Source organism: Pseudomonas sp. B14(2017) (genome assembly GCF_002113255.1).
GTDB classification, from domain to species: domain Bacteria; phylum Pseudomonadota; class Gammaproteobacteria; order Pseudomonadales; family Pseudomonadaceae; genus Aquipseudomonas; species Aquipseudomonas putida_Z.
In genome coordinates, this window is record NZ_NEJY01000007.1 from 121,437 (window position 1) to 141,878 (window position 20,442).

At 64.3% G+C, this 20,442-nt stretch carries 17 protein-coding genes; 9 read left to right on the top strand and 8 right to left on the bottom strand.

Annotation, left to right across the window (positions count from 1 at the left end; translation table 11 throughout):
* Positions 1-204: 204 nt before the first annotated feature.
* From rraA to CAG34_RS09050, 6 genes are all read left to right on the top strand, one after another.
* On the top strand, positions 205-696 hold the full coding sequence (gene rraA, locus CAG34_RS09025) for a ribonuclease E activity regulator RraA (RefSeq protein WP_021785500.1): 492 nt from the start codon (positions 205-207) through the stop codon (positions 694-696).
* A 27-nt stretch (positions 697-723) separates the two neighbouring features.
* Positions 724-1,719 carry a zinc transporter ZntB gene (locus tag CAG34_RS09030; RefSeq protein WP_063913854.1) on the top strand — a complete coding sequence of 332 codons (996 nt, stop codon included), beginning with the start codon at positions 724-726 and terminating at the stop codon, positions 1,717-1,719.
* 214 nt (positions 1,720-1,933) lie between these two features.
* Positions 1,934-2,206: a hypothetical protein gene (locus CAG34_RS09035; protein WP_004376140.1), complete on the top strand. Its 273-nt coding sequence runs from the start codon at positions 1,934-1,936 to the stop codon at positions 2,204-2,206.
* 2 nt (positions 2,207-2,208) lie between these two features.
* A complete protein-coding gene (locus CAG34_RS09040; protein WP_004376138.1) occupies positions 2,209-3,033 on the top strand; it encodes a mechanosensitive ion channel domain-containing protein in 825 nt (274 codons plus the stop codon).
* Positions 3,034-3,145: 112 nt separating this feature from the next.
* Positions 3,146-3,712, top strand: a complete 567-nt coding sequence (sigX, locus tag CAG34_RS09045; RefSeq protein WP_003248665.1) for an RNA polymerase sigma factor SigX — start codon at positions 3,146-3,148, stop codon at positions 3,710-3,712.
* Positions 3,713-3,823: 111 nt separating this feature from the next.
* Complete coding sequence (locus CAG34_RS09050) at positions 3,824-4,861, top strand: OmpA family protein (RefSeq protein WP_004376136.1); 1,038 nt, start codon at positions 3,824-3,826, stop codon at positions 4,859-4,861.
* A gap of 182 nt (positions 4,862-5,043) precedes the next feature.
* Here the strand turns inward: CAG34_RS09050 and cobA are convergent, their stop codons facing one another.
* The 5 genes from cobA to CAG34_RS09075 all read right to left on the bottom strand — a co-directional run bounded on the left by cobA (position 5,044) and on the right by CAG34_RS09075 (position 10,822).
* Positions 5,044-5,784 carry a uroporphyrinogen-III C-methyltransferase gene (cobA, locus tag CAG34_RS09055; protein ID WP_085589385.1) on the bottom strand — a complete coding sequence of 247 codons (741 nt, stop codon included), beginning with the start codon at positions 5,782-5,784 and terminating at the stop codon, positions 5,044-5,046.
* Positions 5,785-5,811: 27 nt separating this feature from the next.
* Entirely contained in the window at positions 5,812-7,482 is a 1,671-nt protein-coding gene (locus CAG34_RS09060) for a bifunctional protein-serine/threonine kinase/phosphatase (protein WP_085589387.1), read from the bottom strand.
* A 9-nt stretch (positions 7,483-7,491) separates the two neighbouring features.
* Complete coding sequence (locus CAG34_RS09065; RefSeq protein WP_085589389.1) at positions 7,492-8,703, bottom strand: NarK/NasA family nitrate transporter; 1,212 nt, start codon at positions 8,701-8,703, stop codon at positions 7,492-7,494.
* Between the two features lie 316 nt (positions 8,704-9,019).
* On the bottom strand, positions 9,020-9,595 hold the full coding sequence (locus CAG34_RS09070; RefSeq protein ID WP_025338289.1) for an ANTAR domain-containing response regulator: 576 nt from the start codon (positions 9,593-9,595) through the stop codon (positions 9,020-9,022).
* A gap of 12 nt (positions 9,596-9,607) precedes the next feature.
* Positions 9,608-10,822, bottom strand: a complete 1,215-nt coding sequence (locus tag CAG34_RS09075) for a CmpA/NrtA family ABC transporter substrate-binding protein (protein WP_085589391.1) — start codon at positions 10,820-10,822, stop codon at positions 9,608-9,610.
* Between the two features lie 607 nt (positions 10,823-11,429).
* Between CAG34_RS09075 and CAG34_RS09080 the strand changes: the two genes are divergently transcribed.
* Complete coding sequence (locus CAG34_RS09080; protein WP_025338291.1) at positions 11,430-12,452, top strand: quinone-dependent dihydroorotate dehydrogenase; 1,023 nt, start codon at positions 11,430-11,432, stop codon at positions 12,450-12,452.
* 201 nt (positions 12,453-12,653) lie between these two features.
* On the opposite strand, the gene rmf is transcribed toward CAG34_RS09080, so the two are convergent.
* Positions 12,654-12,869, bottom strand: a complete 216-nt coding sequence (gene rmf / locus CAG34_RS09085; protein WP_003248687.1) for a ribosome modulation factor — start codon at positions 12,867-12,869, stop codon at positions 12,654-12,656.
* Between the two features lie 561 nt (positions 12,870-13,430).
* Here rmf and rlmKL point away from each other — a divergent pair.
* Positions 13,431-15,623: a bifunctional 23S rRNA (guanine(2069)-N(7))-methyltransferase RlmK/23S rRNA (guanine(2445)-N(2))-methyltransferase RlmL gene (rlmKL, locus tag CAG34_RS09090; protein WP_085589393.1), complete on the top strand. Its 2,193-nt coding sequence runs from the start codon at positions 13,431-13,433 to the stop codon at positions 15,621-15,623.
* Positions 15,624-15,717: 94 nt separating this feature from the next.
* Entirely contained in the window at positions 15,718-18,108 is a 2,391-nt protein-coding gene (locus CAG34_RS09095; RefSeq protein WP_085589395.1) for a diguanylate cyclase, read from the top strand.
* A 135-nt stretch (positions 18,109-18,243) separates the two neighbouring features.
* Here the strand turns inward: CAG34_RS09095 and dacB are convergent, their stop codons facing one another.
* Complete coding sequence (gene dacB, locus CAG34_RS09100) at positions 18,244-19,701, bottom strand: D-alanyl-D-alanine carboxypeptidase/D-alanyl-D-alanine-endopeptidase (RefSeq protein WP_025338294.1); 1,458 nt, start codon at positions 19,699-19,701, stop codon at positions 18,244-18,246.
* Positions 19,702-20,060: 359 nt separating this feature from the next.
* The gene (locus CAG34_RS09105) at positions 20,061-20,405 is read right to left on the bottom strand and encodes a YggL family protein (protein WP_004376110.1); all 345 of its coding nucleotides are present in this window, start codon (positions 20,403-20,405) and stop codon (positions 20,061-20,063) included.
* Positions 20,406-20,442: the final 37 nt, after the last annotated feature.

Genomic DNA, 20,442 nt, shown 5'->3' on the forward strand with positions numbered 1-20,442 from the left:
GTACTGGCCCTATCGCCGGCAAGCCAGCTCCCACAGGAGTACCACTAGCCTGAAGCCAGCGGGGGCCTGTGGGAGCTGGCTTGCCGGCGATAGGGCCGGTACAGGTAAAACACAACTGACTGCTTGGTCCCGGATGACTGCAATGGGCTCTACGGTGTAGCCTTGGCCGATACCCGCTTTCGTTGTGACTGACAGGAGCTTCCCATGCAGCATTACGTTACGCCCGACCTGTGTGATGCCTACCCGGACCTGGTGCAGGTGCTGGAACCGATGTTCAGCAATTTCGGCGGCCGCGATTCGTTCGGCGGCCAGATCGTCACCATCAAGTGCTTCGAAGACAACTCGCTGGTCAAGGAGCAGGTCGAACTCGATGGCAAGGGCAAGGTCCTGGTCGTCGATGGTGGTGGCTCGCTGCGCCGCGCACTGCTCGGCGACATGCTCGCCGAGAAGGCTGCCAAGAACGGTTGGGAAGGCCTGGTGATCTACGGCTGCGTGCGTGACGTCGACGTGCTGATCCAGACCGACGTCGGCGTGCAGGCCCTGGCCAGTCACCCGATGAAAACCGACAAGCGCGGCATCGGCGACCTCAACGTGGCAGTGACCTTCGCCGGGGTGACCTTCCGCCCGGGCGAGTACGTGTATGCCGACAACAACGGCGTGCTGGTCTCGCCAAGCCCGCTGAAAATGCCGGAGTAATGCGCCGCCCGCGCTGATGGAGCTTTGATGTTCGAGGAAGACAACGCGCAGTGGGGGCTGGTACACGCCCTGGTGCTCGATGGCAAAGGCGGCGCGCGCTCGATTGCCCGTACCGAGCTGGACGACCTGCAGCTGCAACCCGAGCAGAGCCTGTGGCTGCACTGGGACCGCAGCCATCCGCAAACCCGCACCTGGCTGCTGCACGACAGCGGCCTGAGCGCATTCGCCTGCGAGCTGCTGCTGGAAGAAAATACCCGGCCGCGCCTGCTGCCCATGGCCGATGAACAGTTGTTGCTGTTCCTGCGTGGGGTCAACCTCAACCCGGGTGCAGAGCCTGAAGACATGGTCTCGGTGCGCATCTTCGCCGAGGCGCAGCGGGTCATCTCGCTGCGCCTGCGGCCGTTGCGCGCCAGTGACGAGATTCTCCAGCAGCTCGAAGAGGGCAGGGGCCCGAAATCGGCTTCCGAGCTGTTGCTGCTGATGGGCGAACTGCTGACCGAAAAGGTCCAGGGCCTGGTCAGCGACCTGTCCGAACTGGTCGACCTGGAAGAAGAAAAGGTCGAATCCGACGAACGGTATACCCCAGAGAATGGCTGCCTGCAGCAGATCCGCCGGCGTGCCGCCGGTCTGCGGCGTTTCCTGGCGCCGCAGCGAGAGATCTACGCCCAGCTGTCGCGTAGCAAATGGAGTTGGTTCGTCGATGCCGACGCCGATTACTGGAACGAGCTGAACAACAGCCTGATCCGCTACCTCGAAGAGCTGGAACTGACCCGCGAACGGGCCGCCCTGGTGCTGGAAAGCCAGGATCGCCGGCGCAGCGAGCGCATGAACCGCACCATGTACCGCTTCGGCATCATCACCTGCATCTTCCTGCCCATGAGCTTCATCACCGGGCTGCTGGGCATCAATGTCGGCGGCATCCCCGGGGCGGAAAACCCCTATGGCTTCCTGTTTGCCTGCATCGTCGTGCTGGGGCTGGCGGTGGGGCAGTGGTGGCTGTTCCGGCGGTTGCGGTGGGTATAGATGCTCATTGACCTGCACCGGCCCTATCGCCGGCAAGCCAGCTCCCACAGGTACACCACAGGTTTCAAGGCTTGTGGTACCCCTGTGGGAGCTGGCTTGCCGGCGATAGGGCCAGTGCAGGCAAGCGCCATTCATTTTGAAACACTCGTCCCAATGCGATGTGTGACCCATCGACCGGCCATCTCGTCTCTGACTGACACTGCGCGAGGTGCCCATGCACGATCCGTTTGAAGAATCCCTGCGCGACCTGCTCAAGGCGTCACCCTCCGGCAATGACCGGGACGACCGGGACGACGCCGCTTGCCTGGGTCGCGTACTGAAAACCGCCAACCGCCAGGTTGGCGCGGGCGATCTGTTCAGCCTGCTTGGCCGCTGGAGCCAGGCGCTGCTGATCGCCGTGAACAATGGCGCGGCGCATGTTGCGCCGGTGCGTCGACACTCTTCCCGCAACGCTGCCAACGGCAGCAAAGCAGATAAGGCCGATTGAATATGGAACTCGATCTCTGGACCCAGAGCCTGGTCACCGCCATGACTGCCCTTTGGACCAAGGTAGCGAACTTCATCCCCAACCTGTTCGGCGCGCTGGTCGTGGTGCTGCTCGGTTTCGTGGTGGCCAAGCTGCTCGACACGTTGCTGTCCAAACTGCTGGCCAAGTTCGGCCTGGACCGCCTGATGGCCGGCACCGGCCTGACCAAGATGCTTGGCCGGGTCGGCATCCAGGTACCCATCTCCACCCTGATCGGCAAGATCGTCTACTGGTTCGTGCTGCTCATCTTCCTGGTCTCGGCCGCAGAGTCGCTGGGCCTGGAGCGGGTCTCGGCAACCCTCGACATGCTTGCCCTGTACCTGCCGAAGGTGTTCGGCGCAGCCCTGGTGCTGCTGGCCGGCGTGCTGCTGGCCCAGGTGGCCAACGGCCTGGTACGTGGCGCTGCCGAAGGCATCGGCCTGGAATACTCGGCAGGCCTGGGGCGTATCACCCAGGGCCTGGTGATCATCATCAGCATCTCGGTGGCCATCAGCCAGCTGGAGGTGAAAACCGACCTGCTGAACCATGTGATCGTGATCGGGCTGATTACCGTTGGTCTGGCCGTTGCGCTGGCAATGGGCCTGGGCAGCCGCGAAATCGCCGGGCAGATCCTGGCCGGCATCTACGTGCGCGAGCTGTACCAGGTGGGCCAGCAGGTGCGGATTGGCGAGGTCGAAGGGCATATCGAGGAGATCGGTACGGTCAAGACGACGCTGCTGACCGATGATGGCGAACTGGTGTCGCTGTCCAATCGTGAGCTGCTTGAACAGCGAGTCAATAGCCGCTAACCGCACAAAGCTGTTAATGTATGCCGCCGCGAAAATCGACCCACGGGGTCGCGCGGCGACATTGACCTGACTGTCGGCCAGATCCGTTTTGAATAAAGTTCATTCGCCGCCCATGCGTTATGACCCCCGCGAGCTCACCGACGAAGAGTTGGTGGCGCGTTCGCATGAGGAGCTGTACCACGTTACCCGCGCCTATGAAGAGCTCATGCGGCGCTACCAACGGACCCTGTTCAACGTCTGTGCGCGTTATCTGGGGAACGACCGTGACGCGGACGATGTCTGTCAGGAAGTCATGTTGAAAGTGCTGTACGGGCTGAAGAACTTCGAGGGTAAGTCCAAGTTCAAGACCTGGCTCTACAGCATCACCTACAACGAATGCATTACCCAGTACCGCAAGGAGCGCCGTAAACGTCGGTTGATGGATGCCTTGAGTCTGGACCCTGTTGAAGAGGCGTCCGAAGACAAGGCTCCGAAGCCGGAAGAAAAAGGCGGGCTGGACAAGTGGCTGGTGCATGTGAACCCGATTGACCGGGAAATCCTGGTGCTGCGTTTTGTCGCAGAGCTGGAGTTTCAGGAAATTGCCGACATCATGCACATGGGCCTGAGCGCGACAAAAATGCGCTACAAGCGCGCGCTAGACAAGCTTCGGGAGAAATTTGCCGGCCTCGATGAAACTTAGTGGCGTGCAAATATCTCTAACGAACCGGCGAGTTCTGCTAGACTTGCCGTCGAGTTGTCCCCCTTGTTTGTGGTGGGACTGCTTAACTATCACCAGATGGGGATTTAACGGATGAAATTGAAAAACACCTTGGGCTTGGCCATTGGCTCGCTCGTCGCTGCTACTTCGTTCGGCGTTCTGGCTCAAGGCCAAGGCGCTGTGGAAATCGAAGGCAACGTTACCAAGCAGTACTACGACAGCGAACGTAACTTCAAGAACGACGGCACCAATCCTGGTGTTCGCCTGGGCTACTTCCTGACCGACGACGTTTCCCTGGACCTCGGCTACAACGAGACCCACAACGCTCGTGGTGAAGTCTTCAACAAAGACATCAAAGGTTCCAAGGCCAAGCTCGACGCCACCTACCACTTCGGTACCGTGGGCGACGCTCTGCGTCCGTACGTTTCCGCCGGTTTCGCTCACGAGAGCCTGGGCCAGGCCACTCGTAGCGGCCGCGACCACTCCACCTTCGCCAACGTTGGCGCTGGCGCCAAGTGGTACATCACCGACATGTTCTTCGCCCGTGCTGGCGTAGAAGCCATGTACAACATCGACAACGGCAACACCGAGTGGGGCCCGACCGTTGGTGTTGGTCTGAACTTCGGCGGTAGCCCGAAGCAAGCTGAAGTCGCTCCGGCTCCAGTTGCCGAAGTGTGCTCCGACTCCGACAACGACGGCGTTTGCGACAACGTCGACAAGTGCCCAGACACCCCGGCCAACGTTACCGTTGACGCTGATGGCTGCCCGGCTGTTGCCGAAGTCGTTCGCGTTGAGCTGGACGTCAAGTTCGACTTCGACAAGTCGGTCGTCAAGCCAAACAGCTATGGCGACATCAAGAACCTGGCTGACTTCATGAAGCAGTACCCACAGACCACCACCACCGTGGAAGGTCACACTGACTCCGTCGGCCCAGACGCTTACAACCAGAAGCTGTCCGAGCGTCGTGCCAACGCTGTCAAGCAGGTCCTGACCCAGCAGTACGGCGTGGAATCCAGCCGTGTTGACTCGGTTGGCTACGGCGAAACCCGTCCGGTTGCCGACAACGCCACCGAAGAAGGCCGTGCTGTCAACCGTCGCGTTGAAGCTCAGGTAGAAGCCCAGGCCAAGTAATTGGTTTGAAGCTTCATGAAAAACCCGGCCTCGGCCGGGTTTTTCTTTGCCTGGGATTTGTGTGGCGTGTGCCGGCCCCTTCGCGGGCTTGCCCGCTCCCACAGGCTCGTCGTATGCCGCAGGCTGTGTGCAATCTCTGTGGGAGCGGGCAAGCCCGCGAAGGGGCCTTTACAGGCACTGCATCATCCTGCAATTGCCACCAATTCCTGAACCACCTGTTCCCCAACCACCTCCCCAATCACCAAAATCGCCGGGCTACGCAAGCCAAACCCCCGCGCATCCTCGACCATCCCCCGCACATCGCTCCTGCACTCCCGCTGCTGCGGCAACGAGGCATTCTCGATCATCGCCACCGGCGTCGCCGGTGCCATGCCCCCGTCCAGCAACCCTTGGCGCACCTGCTCCAGCCGGGCCACGCCCATGTACACCACCAGCGTCGTCCCGCCCTGGGCCAAGGCCGCCCAGTTCAGTTCGCTGTCGTCCTGAGTATGTGCCGTGACCAGCGTCACGCCCCGGCTCACACCCCGTGAGGTCAGGGAAATCCCGCATTGCGTGGCGCCAGCCAGGCCGGCGGTGATGCCGTTGACCACTTCCACCTCGATGCCATGCCCCTGCAACCACAGCGCCTCTTCACCACCTCGGCCGAAGATGCACGGGTCGCCGCCCTTGAGCCGGACCACGCAGCGCCCTTGCCGCGCATGGCGCAGCATCAGGCGCTGGATGAACGCCTGCGGGGTGGAGCGGCAGCCGCCGCGCTTGCCCACGGCAATCACCCGGGCCTGCGGGCAATGCTCCAGCACCGCCGGGTTGACCAGGTCGTCGATCATCACCACAGCGGCTTGCTGCAAGGCGCGTACAGCCTTGAGGGTGAGCAGTTCGGGGTCGCCAGGGCCAGCACCAACCAGCCAGACTTTCGCATTCATCAGGGTTTCCTCATCGGCAAGGTGCGTTCAGCCCTTGAGCAGGGTGAGCAGCAGTATCAGGTTGAACAGTAAGGACAGCAGGGCCAGGGTGCGCCAGACCTTCAACGGTTCGCGCTCCAGCAACGGCCGTGGCCGGCTGGGCAGTTCCTGGCGGTCGCCACGTTCGAGCAGCAGCAACCAGTGTTCGGCGGTTTCGAAGCGCTGCGCAGGGTCGGCTGCCAGTGCCTGCTGCAGGTTGTGCTGCAGCCATTCCGGCAGGTCGGGGCGGTAGCGCGCGGCGTTGACCGGTTGGCCGAAGCGCGGGCGCTGGAAAGCCTCCACTTCGCCGTAGGGGTAATGCCCGGTCAGCAGGTGATACAGCGTCACGCCCACGGCATACAGGTCCTGGCGTGGGTTGGGCGGCTGGCCGTCGAACGCTTCCGGGGCAATGTATGACGGCGTGCCCGGCAACTCGTGCAGCGGGTCTTCGGACAGGCCCGGGCAGTAGGCCAGGCCGAAGTCCAGCAGGCGCAGCTGGCCATCGCTGCCCAGGTGCAGGTTCTCTGGCTTGATGTCGCGGTGCAGCAGGTTGCGCCGGTGCAGTACGCCGACCGCTTGCAGCAGCTGCCGGGCCAGCTCCAGCCACTGCGGCATGGGTAGCGGGCCGTGCTCGGCCAGCAGCGCTGCCAGGCTCTGGCCGGGGTATTCGCGCATCACGTAGTACAGGTGCTGGCGCTGGCTGGCGGTGTGCAGTTCGGGGAAGTGCCGGCCAGCGACCCGGCGCAGGAACCATTCTTCCAGCAACAGCCCTTGCGCCGCGCCGGGCTCCTGCTCGCGTGCGGCGGGCAGGGTCTTCAGCAGCCAGGCTTGGCCCTGGCCATCGCGCACCCGGTACAGCAGCGACTGGCGGCTTTGCGAAAGCAGCTTTTCGGCTTGCCAGCCATCGATCACCTGGCCTTCACGCAGCGGGCCGGGCACTGGCCATTGCTGCAGTTGCGCCAAGGTGTCGCCCAGGTTGGCCGTGCCCAGTTGCTCGACCTGCACCAGCAAGGCACTGGCGTTGTCCTGGCTGCCGTTCAGGTGCGCGCTGGCGACCAGGGTGTCGACGGCCAGTTGCAGGTCGGGTTGCTCGCGCAGCACCGCCTGGATGTGCTGGTCGCCCAGGCTGGCCCATACGCCATCGCTCAACAGCAGGAAGCTCTCGCCCGGCTGCAGCTCACCTTCCAGATAATCCACCAGCAGGTGCTGGTCCAGGCCCAGTGCGCGCTTCAGTACATGCTGCATGCCTGGCTGGTCCCATACATGGTCTTCGCTCAGGCATTGCAGGCGCCCAGCGTGCCAGCGGTACACGCGGCAGTCACCCACGTGGGCCAGGGTAAAGCGCCGGCCACGCAGCACCAGCGCGCTGAGGGTGGTCAGCAGTGGCTGGCCACTGCCTTGGGCGCGCAACCAGCGGTTCTGCGCCAGCAGCAGGCGGTCGAGGGCCTGGGCCACGCTCCAGGTCGCGGGGGTGGCGTAGTAGTCCAAGGCCAGCGCCTGCAGGCTGGCACGGGCTGCCAGGCCGCCATCGGCACATTGGCTGACGCCGTCGGCGAGGGCGAACAGGTAGCCTTTGCTGGCGGCCAGCTCTGGCGCCGGGGTAACCAGGCGCAGGGCGTCCTGGTTTTCCTCGCGCGGCCCGGTGGCGCTGGCCTGGGCAAAGTTCAGTTGCAGGCTCATGGCTGTGCCTCAGACCCGTGCCGCGGTAACCGCAGCCGAGCCCCAGGTGGTGCGCCAGCGCTGTTTCACGCCGTGCAGGCCGAACCAGGCCAGCAAGCCCAGGCTGGCGAACAGCCACAGCCCCAGCTGGTAGTCACCGGTGTGCTGCTTGATGGTGCCAAGCCCGGCGGCCAGCAGGAAGCCTCCGATGCCGCCGGCCATGCCGATCAGCCCGGTCATCACGCCGATCTCCTGGCGGAAGCGTTGCGGCACAAGCTGGAACACCGCGCCATTGCCGGCCCCCAGGCCGAGCATGGCGCTGACGAACAGGGCAAGTGCGGCGGCGGCGCTAGGCAGGTTGAAGCCGACTGCAGCGATGCAGATGGCCGCCACGCTGTACATGCCCAGCAGGGTGCGGATGCCGCCGAAGCGGTCGGCCAGGGCGCCGCCGAGCGGGCGCATCAGGCTGCCGGCGAACACGCAGGCAGCGGTGTAGTAGCCAGCGGTGACCGGGCTCAGGCCATACTGGTCGCTGAAATAGCCGGGCAGGGCGCTGGCCAGGCCGATGAAGCCGCCGAAGGTGACGCTGTAAAAGAACATGAACCACCAGCTGTCACGGTCGCCCAAGGCCTTGAGGTAGTCGGCCATGGCTTTTGGCTTGGGCCGCTGCGGAGCATTGCGTGCCAGCAGGGCGAACACCAACAGGGCCAGCGACAGCGGGACCAGCGCGAAGCCGAACACATTGTTCCAGCCAAAGCCCGCAGCCAGCGCCGGGGCCAGCAGGGCGGCGAACACCGTGCCGGAGTTGCCGGCACCGGCAATGCCCATGGCTTTGCCTTGGTGCTGTGGCGGGTACCACTGCGAGGCCAGCGGCAGTGACACGGCGAACGAGGCACCGGCAAAGCCGAGGAACACGCCCAGCAGCAGCGCTTGCTCATAGCTGTGCACGCCCAGGTGCCAGGCAGCGGCGAGGGCGATGATGACCACCACCTGGCCGATCAGCCCGGCGGTCTTGGGCGACAGGCGGTCGACCAGCACGCCCATGGCAAAGCGCAGGATCGCCCCGGCCAGGATCGGCGTGGCCACCATCAGGCCCCGTTGTTGTGCACTCAGCTGCAGATCGGCGGCAATCTGCACCGCCAGTGGGCCAAGCAGGTACCAGACCATGAAGCTGAGGTCGAAGTACAGGAACGCGGCGAACAGCGTGGGCACATGCCCGGATTTCCAGAAGCTGGTACTCATCGAACACCTCACTCGGCAATGCAACGGAACGAAAAAGACGCCGCTACCCGTTCCACGTGGGTGGAGGGGAGAGCGACGTCTTTGTCGGGATCAAGTGGGCAACCGCCGTTGGCTACCGGTGATATTTGTTCAGCAAGAGATGGGCCAACTCTGAGAAGTTGCAGTCCCCTTGTAGGAGCGGCCTTGTGTCGCGATGGGCTGCGCAGCAGCCCCGGCAATATCTGCGGAGAAGCTGAAAAATTCGGGGGGCGCTACGCGCCCCTTTCGCGACACAAGGCCGCTCCCACATGGATCGCGTGAGGTTTTGAACGAGGCGTCACCCCAGCATCTCGTGCATGGCAATGATCTGCTCGGCCACCTGGATCAGCTTCTGCTGCCGGCTCATGGCCTGGCGGCGCATCAGGGTGTAGGCCTGTTCTTCGTTGCAGTCCTTCATCTTCATCAGCAAACCCTTGGCCTGCTCGATGCGCTTGCGCTCGGCCAGTTGCTGGTCGCGCGCAAGCAGCTGCGCCTTCAGCGCCTGGTCGCTTTCGAAGCGGGCCATGGCCACGTCCAGGATCGGTTGCAGCCGCGCGGCATGGATGCCTTCGACGATGTAGGCGCTGACCCCTGCCTGGATCGCCTGGCGCATCACCCCGGGGTCGTGCTCGTCGGTGAACAGCACGATCGGTCGCGGCTGGTCACGGCTGACCAGGACCACCTGTTCCATCACATCGCGGTCCGGTGAGTCGGTATCGATCAGCACCACGTCCGGGCGCACCGTTTCGACGCAGGCGGGCAGGTCGATGGTCAGGTCCGGGGCTTCGATGACCTCGAAGCCGGCCTCGCTCAAGGCCGCCTTGAGGCGGCCGAGTTTGCTCTGGGTGTCGTCGATCAGCAGGATGCGCAACATGAATGGTCCCCCTCACGCGCCGACACGGGCATCAGGCAGGTCGCCCAGTGCATGCAGGCTGAAACTGCGGGCATAACCGTAGGGGTCACTGCCGTCCCAGCGGCTGCCATCGATCAGCAGGCTGCTGCGCATCGGCTGCTCGGGGCAGGCCACGCCGAGGCTTTGTGCCGCCTCGCCATACAGTGCCAGCTGCTGGACCTGGCGGGCCACGCCGAGGTAGTCGGGGTCGTCGCGCAGCAGGCCCCAGCGGCGGAACTGGGTCATGAACCACATGCCGTCGGACAGGTACGGCAGGTTGGCCCGGCCATGGTCGTGCAGGCGCAGGGCATGCGGGTCTTGCCAGTGGTTGCCCAGGCCATCGTGGTAGCTGCCGAGCAGGCGTGGTTCGATACTTGTCAGCGGGGTGTCCAGGTAGGCGCTGCCGCTGAGCAGTTGCGCAGTGCTGCGGCGGTTCTCCGGGCTTTGCTCGATGAAGCGGCTGGCGGCGAGGACCGCCTTGATCAGCGCGCGGGCGCTGTTGGGGTATTGCTCGGCAAAGGCGCGGGCGCAGGCCAGGACCTTTTCCGGGTGGTCCGGCCAGATCGACTGGCTGGTGGCCAGGGTGAAGCCCTGGCCCGTGGCTACGGCATCGGCAGCCCAGGGTTCGCCCACGCAGAAACCGTCGATGCGCCCGGCCTGGATATGCGCGGCCATCTGCGCTGGTGGCACCACCACGCTGTCGACGTCGCGCAATGGGTGGATGCCCTGGCTGGCCAGCCAGTAATACAGCCACATGGCGTGGGTGCCGGTGGGGAAGGTCTGGGCGAAGGTGAGGCGTGCGCCATGCTGGTGCACCAGGCGTGCCAATGCTTCAGGGTTGGTCACGCCTTTGCGCTGCAGGGCCGGGGACAGGTTTATGGCCTGGGCGTTCTGGTTCAGCCCCATGAGCACGGCCATGGCGCTGGCCGGTACACCGCCGATGCCCAGGTGCACGGCGTACACCAGGCCATACAGGCAGTGCGCGGCATCCAGCTCGCCGCTGACCAGCTTGTCGCGCAGCCCGGCCCAGGAGCCCTGGCGCTTGAGGTTGAGGGTAAGGCCGTGCTGCTGGGCGAAGCCCTGGGTGGCGGCGACTACCACCGAGGCGCAGTCGGTCAGGGCCATGTAGCCGATGTTCAGGCTGGGCTTTTCCGGCGCGTCGCTGCCGTTGACCCAGGCCAGGGGCGTTGCTCGGGGTACAGTGTTCACAAGGTTCCTCGCCCGTACTGATAAGGCTGTGGGCTTTTCCGGTGCAACCGATGTGCCATCTGGCAGCATCCCTGTGGAGCAACTGCCCTGTGCCGCCTGCATTGGCCTCATCGCCGGCAAGCCAGCTCCCACAGATACAGCACAGGTTTCAGCCCTTGTGTTGTACCTGTGGGAGCATCCCTGTGGAGCAACTGCCCTGTGCCGCCTGCATTGGCCTCATCGCCGGCAAGCCAGCTCCCACAGATACAGCACAGGTTTCAGCCCTTGTGTTGTACCTGTGGGAGCATCCCTGTGGAGCAACTGCCCTGTGCCGCCTGCATTGGCCTCATCGCCGGCAAGCCAGCTCCCACAGATACAGCACAGGTTTCAGCCCTTGTGTTGTACCTGTGGGAGCATCCCTGTGGAGCAACTGCCTTGTGCCGCCTGCATTGGCCTCATCGCCGGCAAGCCAGCTCCTACAGATACAGCACAGGTTTCAGCCCTTGTGTTGTACCTGTGGGAGCTGGCTTGCCGGCGATGGGCTGCGCGGCAGCCCCACGATTTGCTGTCATGCCGGCCTCGCGCTGGCTATAATCGCCCCCTCATTCACCCCGAGCCTTGCCCGCCCATGTATACCCTGGCCCGCCAGCTGCTGTTCAAGCTTTCTCCGGAAACCTCCCACGACCTGTCCCTGGACCTGATCGGCGCCGGTGGCCGTCTTGGCCTCAACGGCATGCTGTGCAAGCAGCCGGCGGCTTTGCCGGTTACGGTCATGGGCTTGAACTTCGCCAACCCGGTGGGCCTGGCGGCCGGCCTGGACAAGAACGGAGCGGCCATCGACGGTTTCGCCCAGCTGGGCTTCGGCTTCGTCGAAATCGGCACCGTCACCCCGCGCCCGCAGCCGGGCAACCCCAAGCCGCGGCTGTTCCGCCTGCCGGAGGCAACGGCCATCATCAATCGCATGGGTTTCAACAACCTGGGCGTTGATCACCTGCTCGGCCGGGTGCGGGCTGCGCGTTACAACGGGGTGCTGGGCATCAACATCGGCAAGAATTTCGACACCCCGGTGGAGCGTGCCGTCGATGACTACCTGATCTGCCTGGACAAGGTGTACACCGACGCCAGTTACATCACGGTCAACGTCAGTTCGCCAAACACCCCGGGCCTGCGCAGCCTGCAGTTCGGCGATTCGCTCAAGCAGCTGCTCGATGCCCTGGCCGAGCGCCGCGAGCAATTGGCCGGCACGCATGGCAAGCGCGTACCTCTGGCAATCAAGATTGCCCCGGACATGAGCGACGAAGAAACCGCCCTGGTGGCCGCCGCGCTGATGGAGTCGGGCATGGATGCGGTGATCGCCACCAACACCACGCTGGGGCGTGAAGGTGTCGAAGGGTTGCCGTACGGTGGCGAGGCGGGCGGCCTGTCGGGCGCGCCGGTGCTGGAGAAGAGCACCCATATCGTCAAGGTGCTGGCGGGCGAGCTGGGCGGCAAGCTGCCGATCATTGCCGCTGGCGGCATTACCGAAGGCCGCCATGCCGCCGAGAAGATCGCTGCCGGGGCGAGCCTGGTGCAGATTTATTCGGGCTTCATTTACAGAGGGCCAGCGTTGATTCGCGAGGCGGTGGACGCTATCGCTGCGATGCCGCGGTGACCTGGCCGGCCCATTCGCGGGCTCGCCCGCTCCCACAGGGTCCAGCGCACTGCTGAAGCCTGTGGGAGCGGGCGAGCCCGCGAAGAAGCCAGCGCGGATATGGATTCGAAGTCATAAAAAAGGGCCCCATCAAGGGGCCCCTGGGCCTTCGCCCGCCGCCCGGATAGGGCGTGCATGGTAAATCGAATTCAGTGTCCTCGTTCAGCCAACGGCGTGATTTTCGTTGAGTCTATGGATGCCAGCGGTGCCAGTCATTCCGTCCCAGTTATCACCGCGACCTTCACGCCAGCCGTTGATCCAGGCTTGGCGAACAGAAGGAAGATTGAAGGGGCAAAGTTCGCGGGATTTGCCGGTGACCCCGTATTGGTAGCCACGTGAATATGCTCTTTCCAACGGATCACGCTTAAGTCTTCTCATAGGGTGTTGCCCTCACTTGTTGACTGTAATGTCCCGTCGGCCTCTCCGAGGCCGGGCAGAGTCTTTCTGCCGGTGTGCGCTCGCTGCCGGCGTGGCGAGCTGAAAGTGCCACCTCGTTGCGAAGTGGCCTGAGACCAGTTCTATCGAATGCGAGTCACCGTGTGAATGATCGATTTGTCATAAGCACGTAACCTTTCCAAGGGTGAGGGGATAAGTAAATAAATGCGACTCAACCTTGTTTAGCGTTGAGCCCGCTATGATCAGGGTTTGCCGATCATTGACGCCATTTCGCCAGCGTTGCTCGCGGATGACAGTAATAATTTGAAATGCGACGAAGGGTCACATCGGCCCCGGTATCGCCAGAATTTTTCGTACTGCCTGATGATCTAAGCTGTCTTTGCCACTGGGCCAAGCACAGATCGGTCAGGCGGCCCGGCCTTTCACCGCACGCTCGCGTGCCGGGAAAGGCCACCCGCACGCCTGCTGGAAAGGTGTGCGGGCAAACATCGCGGGGCGATGCGTCGCCCCGTCAGTCAAATAGCCCAAGGCGCTGGATTACTCATGTCGGACCGTTTCGAACTTTACCTCACCTGCCCTAAAGGCCTGGAAGGCCTGCTTGCCGAAGAGGCGCGGGGCCTCGGCCTGGATGACGTGCGCGAGCACACCTCGGCCATTCGCGGCGCCGCCGACATGGAAACCGCCTACCGCCTGTGCCTGTGGTCACGTCTGGCCAACCGGGTGCTGCTGGTACTCAAGCGCTTCTCCATGAAGAACGCCGACGACCTCTACGACGGCGTGCACGCGGTCGACTGGGCCGATCACCTGGCAGCCGACGGCACCCTGGCGGTGGAGTTCAGCGGCCATGGCTCGGGCATCGACAACACTCACTTCGGTGCGCTGAAGGTCAAGGACGCGATCGTCGACAAGCTGCGCAACCGCGAAGGCCTGCGCCCGTCGGTGGAAAAGATCGACCCTGATGTGCGCGTGCACCTGCGCCTGGACCGTGGCGAAGCCATTCTCTCCCTCGACCTTTCCGGGCACAGCCTGCACCAGCGTGGCTACCGCCTGCAGCAAGGTGCCGCGCCGCTGAAGGAAAACCTGGCGGCGGCGGTGCTGATCCGCGCCGGCTGGCCGCGCATTGCCGCCGAAGGTGGCGCGCTGGCCGACCCGATGTGCGGTGTGGGTACCTTCCTGGTCGAAGCGGCGATGATCGCCGCCGATATCGCGCCCAACCTCAAGCGTGAACGCTGGGGCTTCAGTGCCTGGCTCGGCCATGTACCGGCGCTGTGGCGCAAGGTGCATGACGAGGCGCAGGCGCGGGCACAGGCCGGCCTGGCCAGGCCACCACTGTGGATCCGTGGCTACGAGGCCGACCCGCGGCTGATCCAGCCAGGCCGCAACAACGTCGAGCGTGCCGGCCTGGGCGACTGGGTGAAGATCTACCAGGGCGAAGTCAGCACCTTCGAGCCGCGCCCGGACCAGAACCAGAAAGGCCTGGTCATCAGCAACCCGCCCTATGGCGAGCGCCTGGGTGACGAAGCCAGCCTGCTGTACCTCTACCAGAACCTCGGCGAGCGCCTGCGCCAGGCCTGCATGGGCTGGGAGGCGGCGGTATTCACTGGCGCGCCGCAGCTGGGCAAGCGCATGGGCATTCGCAGCCACAAGCAGTACGCGTTCTGGAACGGCGCCTTGCCGTGCAAGCTGCTGCTGTTCAAGGTGCAGCCCGACCAGTTCGTTACCGGCGAGCGCCGCGAAGCGCAGCCTGAAGGCGCGGAAAGCCGCCAGCAGGCAGCACCGGCCAGCGAGCCGGCGCGCCTGTCGGAAGGGGCGCAGATGTTCGCCAACCGCCTGCAGAAAAACCTCAGGCAACTGGGCAAGTGGGCCCGCCGCGAGCAGGTCGATTGCTACCGCCTGTACGATGCCGACATGCCCGAGTACGCCCTGGCGGTCGACCTGTACCAGGATTGGGTGCACGTGCAGGAATACGCCGCGCCACGTTCGGTCGACCCGGACAAGGCCCAGGCACGCCTGCTCGACGCGCTGGCAGCCATCCCGCAGGCCCTGGGCATTTCGCCGCAGCGTGTGGTGCTCAAGCGTCGCGAGCGGCAGAGCGGCACGCGCCAGTACGAGCGCCAGGCAACCGAAGGCCGCTTCCAGGAAGTGAACGAAGGCGGCGTCAAGCTGCTGGTCAACCTCACCGACTACCTCGACACCGGCCTGTTCCTCGACCATCGCCCGATGCGCATGCGCATCCAGCGCGAAGCAGCCGGCAAGCGCTTCCTCAACCTGTTCTGCTACACCGCCACGGCCACCGCGCATGCGGCCAAGGGCGGGGCGCGCAGCACCACCAGCGTCGACCTGTCGAAAACCTACCTGGACTGGGCGCGGCGCAACCTGGCGCTCAATGGCTTCTCCGAGCGCAACCGCCTGGAGCAGGGCGATGTGATGGCCTGGCTGGAAGGCAACCGCGACAGCTACGACCTGATCTTCATCGACCCGCCGACCTTCTCCAACTCCAAGCGCATGGAAGGCGTGTTCGACGTGCAGCGTGACCACGTGCAGCTGCTGGACCTGGCCATGGCCCGCCTGGCGCCGGGTGGCGTGCTGTATTTCTCCAACAACTTCCGCAAGTTCCAGCTGGACGAGCACCTGATGGCGCGTTACGCGGTGGAGGAAATCACGGCCCAGACCCTGGACCCGGACTTCGCCCGCAATAACCGTATCCATCGCGCCTGGCGTCTGCAGCTTCGTTGAGGCGACGAGGTACATTGCGCGGCTAATGGCCAATAGCTATAACTGAGGGCAGGGCAAGATAATCCGCAGGACGCTGACGTGACGAGATGGGTGTATGTCAAAGGGTGGCGTGCGTGCGCGGTTGCTTGGCCTGTGCACAGAGGCGGTGTCCGCCTGGGCGGTGGCTCTGGTCGCCCTGGTCGTGGGCGGCCTGTTGACGGCCGTCCTGGCGTTAGCCACGCAAACCTTCTACAAGCAGCAGCTGCGCCAGCGCTTCGAGCTGCTGGCCAGCGAGCGTTTCAGCCGTATCGCCGAGCGGTTTGACGAACAGCAGCAGCGCCTGGACGGGCTGCGGCGGTTTTTCAGCTTTTCCAACGAAATCACCCCACACGAGTTCGACGGCTACGCCAGGCCATTGCTGCAGCGGACCCTGGCCTACGCCTGGGCGCCGCGTGTCGAAGCCGCGCAACGCGCCGAGTTCGAGCGCCAGGCCAGTGCGCATTCCGGCCCGGGCTATGTGATCCGCGACCAGGATGAGCAAGGCCAGTGGCGGCCATCCCCCCAGCGCGACCATTACTTCCCGGTGCTCTATACCCAGTCGGGTGAATTGCCCGGGTTGCCCTATGGGCTGGACCTCGCCGGCCAGGAAGTGCCCCTGGCGGCACTGGCGCGGGCGCTGGGACCGGGCAGCATGGCGGTGTCCGAGCCACTGCCCATGTTCGATACCAGCTCGGATGCGCGTGGCCTGCTGATGGTGGCGCCGGTGTTTTCCGATGCCAACCCCCACGGCGCGGCAGTGGGCTATGTGATGGCCTTGCTGAGCATGCGTGAGCTGGTCAGTGACGGGCGCCCGGTTTCGGCAGACGATAACCTGGTGGTGCGTATCGTCGACCCCACCGGGCTGCATGGCCCCGAGGTGATGTTCGATTCGCAGAACCCGGTCGCACCCCTGCCGCTGGCCACCAACCAGCTGTTGCACCTGGCTGACCACCACTTCCAGCTGAGTATCCGGCCGAGCCTGGCCTTCGTGCGTGCCAACCGTTCCTCCGCGGTGCTGGCGGTGAGCCTGCTGGGCGGCTTGTTGAGCCTGCTGCTCAGTGTCTTGCTCTACAGCTTGTTCAGCCAGCGCCAGCGCGCCTTGGCCCTGGTCGAGCAGCGCACCGCCGAGCTGCGGGTCAGCGAGCAATCCCTGCGGGGCACCCACAACCAGCTGCGCAGCGTGCTGGATGCAGCAACCCAGGTGGCGATCATCGCCACCAACCTCAAGGGCGTGGTCAGCACCTTCAACGCCGGCGCCGAGCGCATGCTCGGTTACCCCGCCAGCGAGGCGATCGGCCAGCTGCGCCTGGAGGACCTGGTGCTGCCCGAGGAGTTGAGCCTGCGTGCCCATGCCTTGAGCCTGCGTTACGGCCGGCCGATTGAAGGTGGCCAGGCCATGTTCGCCGAAACGGTGCAGGAGCATGGCGCCGAGCCGGGGGAATGGACCTTGCTGCGCGCCGATGGCAGCCAACTGGTGGCCAACATGCTGGTCACCGCCATGCTCGATGAACAGGGGTTGTGGATCGGTTACCTGGCGATCTGCATCGATGTCACTGAACGGCGTCGGGTGCATGAGGCGCTGGCGGCGCGTGACCGCCTTCTGGAAAAGCTCAGTGCCGAGGTACCGGGCGGCATCTACCAGTACCGCCTGGATGGCAACGGCCATTCCTGTTTTCCGTACGCCAGCATGGGCCTGTACGACATCTACGAAGTCGACCTGCAGCAGTTGCGCGAGGATGCAACGGCGGTGTTCGAGCGCATCCACCCGGATGACCTGGAGCGCGTGCGCCGCTCGGTGCGTTACTCGGCCGAACACCTGTCGCCCTGGCGCGAGGAATACCGGGTCTGCCTGCCGCGTGCCGGGCTGCGCTGGGTGCGTGGCGAGGCGACACCGGAGGTGGGCGAGCAGGGCTGCACCTTGTGGCATGGCTACCTGACCGACATCTCCGACCTCAAGGGCGTGGAGGAAGAGTTGCGTGCGCTGTCGGTGACCGATTCGCTGACCGGCATCCATAACCGCCGTTACTTCCAGGAGCGGCTCAAGCTCGAACTGGAACGGGCCCAGCGCGATGGCCAGGCACTGGCGGTGATCATGCTCGATATTGATCACTTCAAGCGCATCAACGACCATTTCGGCCATGCCGTCGGCGACCGCGTGCTGCGCAGCCTGTGCCTGCGTATCGGCCAGCGTTTGCGGCGTACCGATGTGTTCTGCCGGCTGGGCGGCGAGGAATTCATGGTGCTGTGCCCGGGCAGCGATGCCGAGCAGGCGCGGCTGCTGGCGCTGGAGCTGTGGCAAGGAGTGCGCAATGTGCCGGTGGAAGGCGTGGGCAGGGTGACCGCGAGTTTTGGTGTGGCGGGCTGGCGACCGGGGGAAGGGGCCGATGCCTTGCTGTTGCGGGCTGATGCAGGCGTGTATGCGGCCAAGCAGGCCGGGCGGGACCGGGTGGAGGGGGAGTTGGCCTGATCGTTTTTGGTTGTCGGTACCGGCCCTTCGCGGGCTTGCCCGCTCCCACAGGTACTGCACCGTTATTGAACTTGGTGCAATACCTGTGGGAGCGGGCAAGCCCGCGAAGAGGCCGGTACTGGCAACCTATACCTATCAGTTGGCCGCTGTGCTGCCGGCCAGTTTCGGCTGACGGTAAAGGTCCAGCAGCACCTGGTCGAGCACCTGCGAGGCGCCCCACGGTTTCGGGTCGTTGAGGATCGCCGCCACCGCCCAGGTATGGCCGTTGCTGTCGCGGCTGAAGCCGGCAATTGCCCGCACGGTGTTCAGCGTGCCGGTCTTGATGTGCCCTTCGCCGGTCATGGCGGTACGCTTCAGGCGCTTGCGCATGGTGCCGTCCATACCCACCAGCGGCATCGAGCTCATGAACTCGGCGGCATAGGGGCTCTTCCAGGCGGCCTGCAGCATCGCGGCCATCTCCCGGGTGCTGACCCGTTCGGCACGCGACAGGCCGGATCCGTTTTCCATCACCAGGTGCGGCGCGGTAATGCCCTTCTTCGCCAGCCACTGGCGCACCACGCGCTGGGCGGCGCGGGCGTCGTCACCGTCGGCATCGGTGCGGAACTGCGCGCCAAGGCTCAGGAACAGCTGCTGGGCCATGGTGTTGTTGCTGTACTTGTTGATGTCGCGGATCACTTCCACCAGGTCTGGTGAGAAGGCGCGGGCCAGCAGGCGAGCGCCCTTGGGCACGTTCTCGAAGCGGTCGCCACCCTGGATGCTGCCACCCAGCTCGTTCCAGATCGCGCGCACGGCACCGGCGGCGTAGGTTTGGTGGTCGAGCAGCGACAGGTAGGTCTGCGAGTTGCAGCCGTCACCCAGCTGGCCGCTGACCGTTACGCTGATGCCATCGGCCTGCTGCACCGGGTTGTAGCGCACATCACCCGAGCACTGTTTGGAGGCAACCGCCTTGACCTGGTTGTCGATGCGGATACTGGCAATCGGCGGTTCGACCGCGATGGTGACCTTGCCGCCATCGTTGCGGGCCACGAAGCGCAGGGCCTTGAGGTTGACCAGCAGCGAGTCGGGCTTGACCAGGAACGGCTTGTTCTCATCACCGCCGTCGTCGTTGAACTGCGGCAGGTTGGGCTGCACGAAGTGGCTGCGGTCCAGCACCAGGTCGCCGGTGATGGTGCGCACGCCATTGGCGCGCAGGTCACGCATCAGCAGCCACAGCTTCTCCATGTTCAGTTTCGGGTCGCCGCCACCTTTGAGGTACAGGTTGCCGTTGAGTACACCGTTGCTCAGGGTGCCATCGGTGTAGAACTCGGTTTTCCACTGGAAGGTCGGGCCGAGCAGTTCGAGGGCGGCGTAGGTGGTGACCAGTTTCATGGTCGAGGCCGGGTTGACCGAGACATCGGCATTGAACACGGTCGGTGTGCCGGGGCCGTCCAGCGGCAGCATCACCAGCGACAGGGCAGAATCCTGCAGCTTGTTGGCCTTGAGGGCCTGCTGCACCTTGGCAGGCAGCGTGGTGTTGACGGCGGCGGCCTGGCTGGGCAGGGCGAGTGGCAACAGCAGGCCGGCAAGAACGAGGGGACGAAGCGTTTTGATCATGATCGATAAATACCCTACGGCGAGGGAAAAGGGCATTGGGGCTGTAAGGGATGATGGCCCCAGGGTGAAAGAATACGCATTATGCCCCAAGCGCAGCGACGATGCGCCACGTTCGACGGAAAAGCACCCCCAATAAAAAAGGCCACCCCTGAGGGTAATGCCTGTCAGTTTAGTAATTGGGGCCGCTTTGCGGCCCATCGCCGGCAAGCCAGCTCCCACAGGGATTGCGCAATTCCTGAGTTCTGCGCATACCTGTGGGAGCTGGCTTGCCGGCGATGGGCTGCGTAGCAGCCCCATTAACGCTATCTGACAGGCATTACCCTTGGGGTGGCCTTTTCAGCGATCGAGCCGGGCCGGTATTACTCGGCCTTGTTGATCGGCTTTTCCGGGTACCAGGCGTCCAGCAGCGGGCTGACTTCGATCTTGGTCAGTTCGCTACGGCCTTTGAGCCAGGCTTCAACGGCTGCACGCTGTTCTTCGCTGACCGAGCCACGTTTGACCGAGCACACCAGGCCGAAATCGTCACCGCCTACATAGTCCAGGCCGTTGGCGTCCATGGCTTCTGCCAGGAACGCGTCGAGGAAAGCATCGATTGCCTGGTCATCCAGATCTTCCTTGAATTCCAGGTTCAGCTCGAAGCCCAATTCCTGAAACTCGTCGACACACAGCTTCTTGCGCAGACGACGGGAGCGGTTTGTGGCCATGAAACAATCCTCTTAGGTAATAACGCCGCGCAGTCTA

What these genes read in the sequence shown, in the direction of transcription:
- rraA (WP_021785500.1), top strand. Translation starts at nt 205, where the DNA reads ATGCAGCATTACGTTACGCCCGACCTGTGTGATGCCTACCCGGACCTG.
- CAG34_RS09030 (WP_063913854.1), top strand. Translation starts at nt 724, where the DNA reads ATGTTCGAGGAAGACAACGCGCAGTGGGGGCTGGTACACGCCCTGGTG.
- CAG34_RS09035 (WP_004376140.1), top strand. Translation starts at nt 1,934, where the DNA reads ATGCACGATCCGTTTGAAGAATCCCTGCGCGACCTGCTCAAGGCGTCA.
- CAG34_RS09040 (WP_004376138.1), top strand. Translation starts at nt 2,209, where the DNA reads ATGGAACTCGATCTCTGGACCCAGAGCCTGGTCACCGCCATGACTGCC.
- sigX (WP_003248665.1), top strand. Translation starts at nt 3,146, where the DNA reads ATGCGTTATGACCCCCGCGAGCTCACCGACGAAGAGTTGGTGGCGCGT.
- CAG34_RS09050 (WP_004376136.1), top strand. Translation starts at nt 3,824, where the DNA reads ATGAAATTGAAAAACACCTTGGGCTTGGCCATTGGCTCGCTCGTCGCT.
- cobA (WP_085589385.1), bottom strand. Translation starts at nt 5,784, where the DNA reads ATGAATGCGAAAGTCTGGCTGGTTGGTGCTGGCCCTGGCGACCCCGAA.
- CAG34_RS09060 (WP_085589387.1), bottom strand. Translation starts at nt 7,482, where the DNA reads ATGAGCCTGCAACTGAACTTTGCCCAGGCCAGCGCCACCGGGCCGCGC.
- CAG34_RS09065 (WP_085589389.1), bottom strand. Translation starts at nt 8,703, where the DNA reads ATGAGTACCAGCTTCTGGAAATCCGGGCATGTGCCCACGCTGTTCGCC.
- CAG34_RS09070 (WP_025338289.1), bottom strand. Translation starts at nt 9,595, where the DNA reads ATGTTGCGCATCCTGCTGATCGACGACACCCAGAGCAAACTCGGCCGC.
- CAG34_RS09080 (WP_025338291.1), top strand. Translation starts at nt 11,430, where the DNA reads ATGTATACCCTGGCCCGCCAGCTGCTGTTCAAGCTTTCTCCGGAAACC.
- rmf (WP_003248687.1), bottom strand. Translation starts at nt 12,869, where the DNA reads ATGAGAAGACTTAAGCGTGATCCGTTGGAAAGAGCATATTCACGTGGC.
- rlmKL (WP_085589393.1), top strand. Translation starts at nt 13,431, where the DNA reads ATGTCGGACCGTTTCGAACTTTACCTCACCTGCCCTAAAGGCCTGGAA.
- CAG34_RS09095 (WP_085589395.1), top strand. Translation starts at nt 15,718, where the DNA reads ATGTCAAAGGGTGGCGTGCGTGCGCGGTTGCTTGGCCTGTGCACAGAG.
- dacB (WP_025338294.1), bottom strand. Translation starts at nt 19,701, where the DNA reads ATGATCAAAACGCTTCGTCCCCTCGTTCTTGCCGGCCTGCTGTTGCCA.
- CAG34_RS09105 (WP_004376110.1), bottom strand. Translation starts at nt 20,405, where the DNA reads ATGGCCACAAACCGCTCCCGTCGTCTGCGCAAGAAGCTGTGTGTCGAC.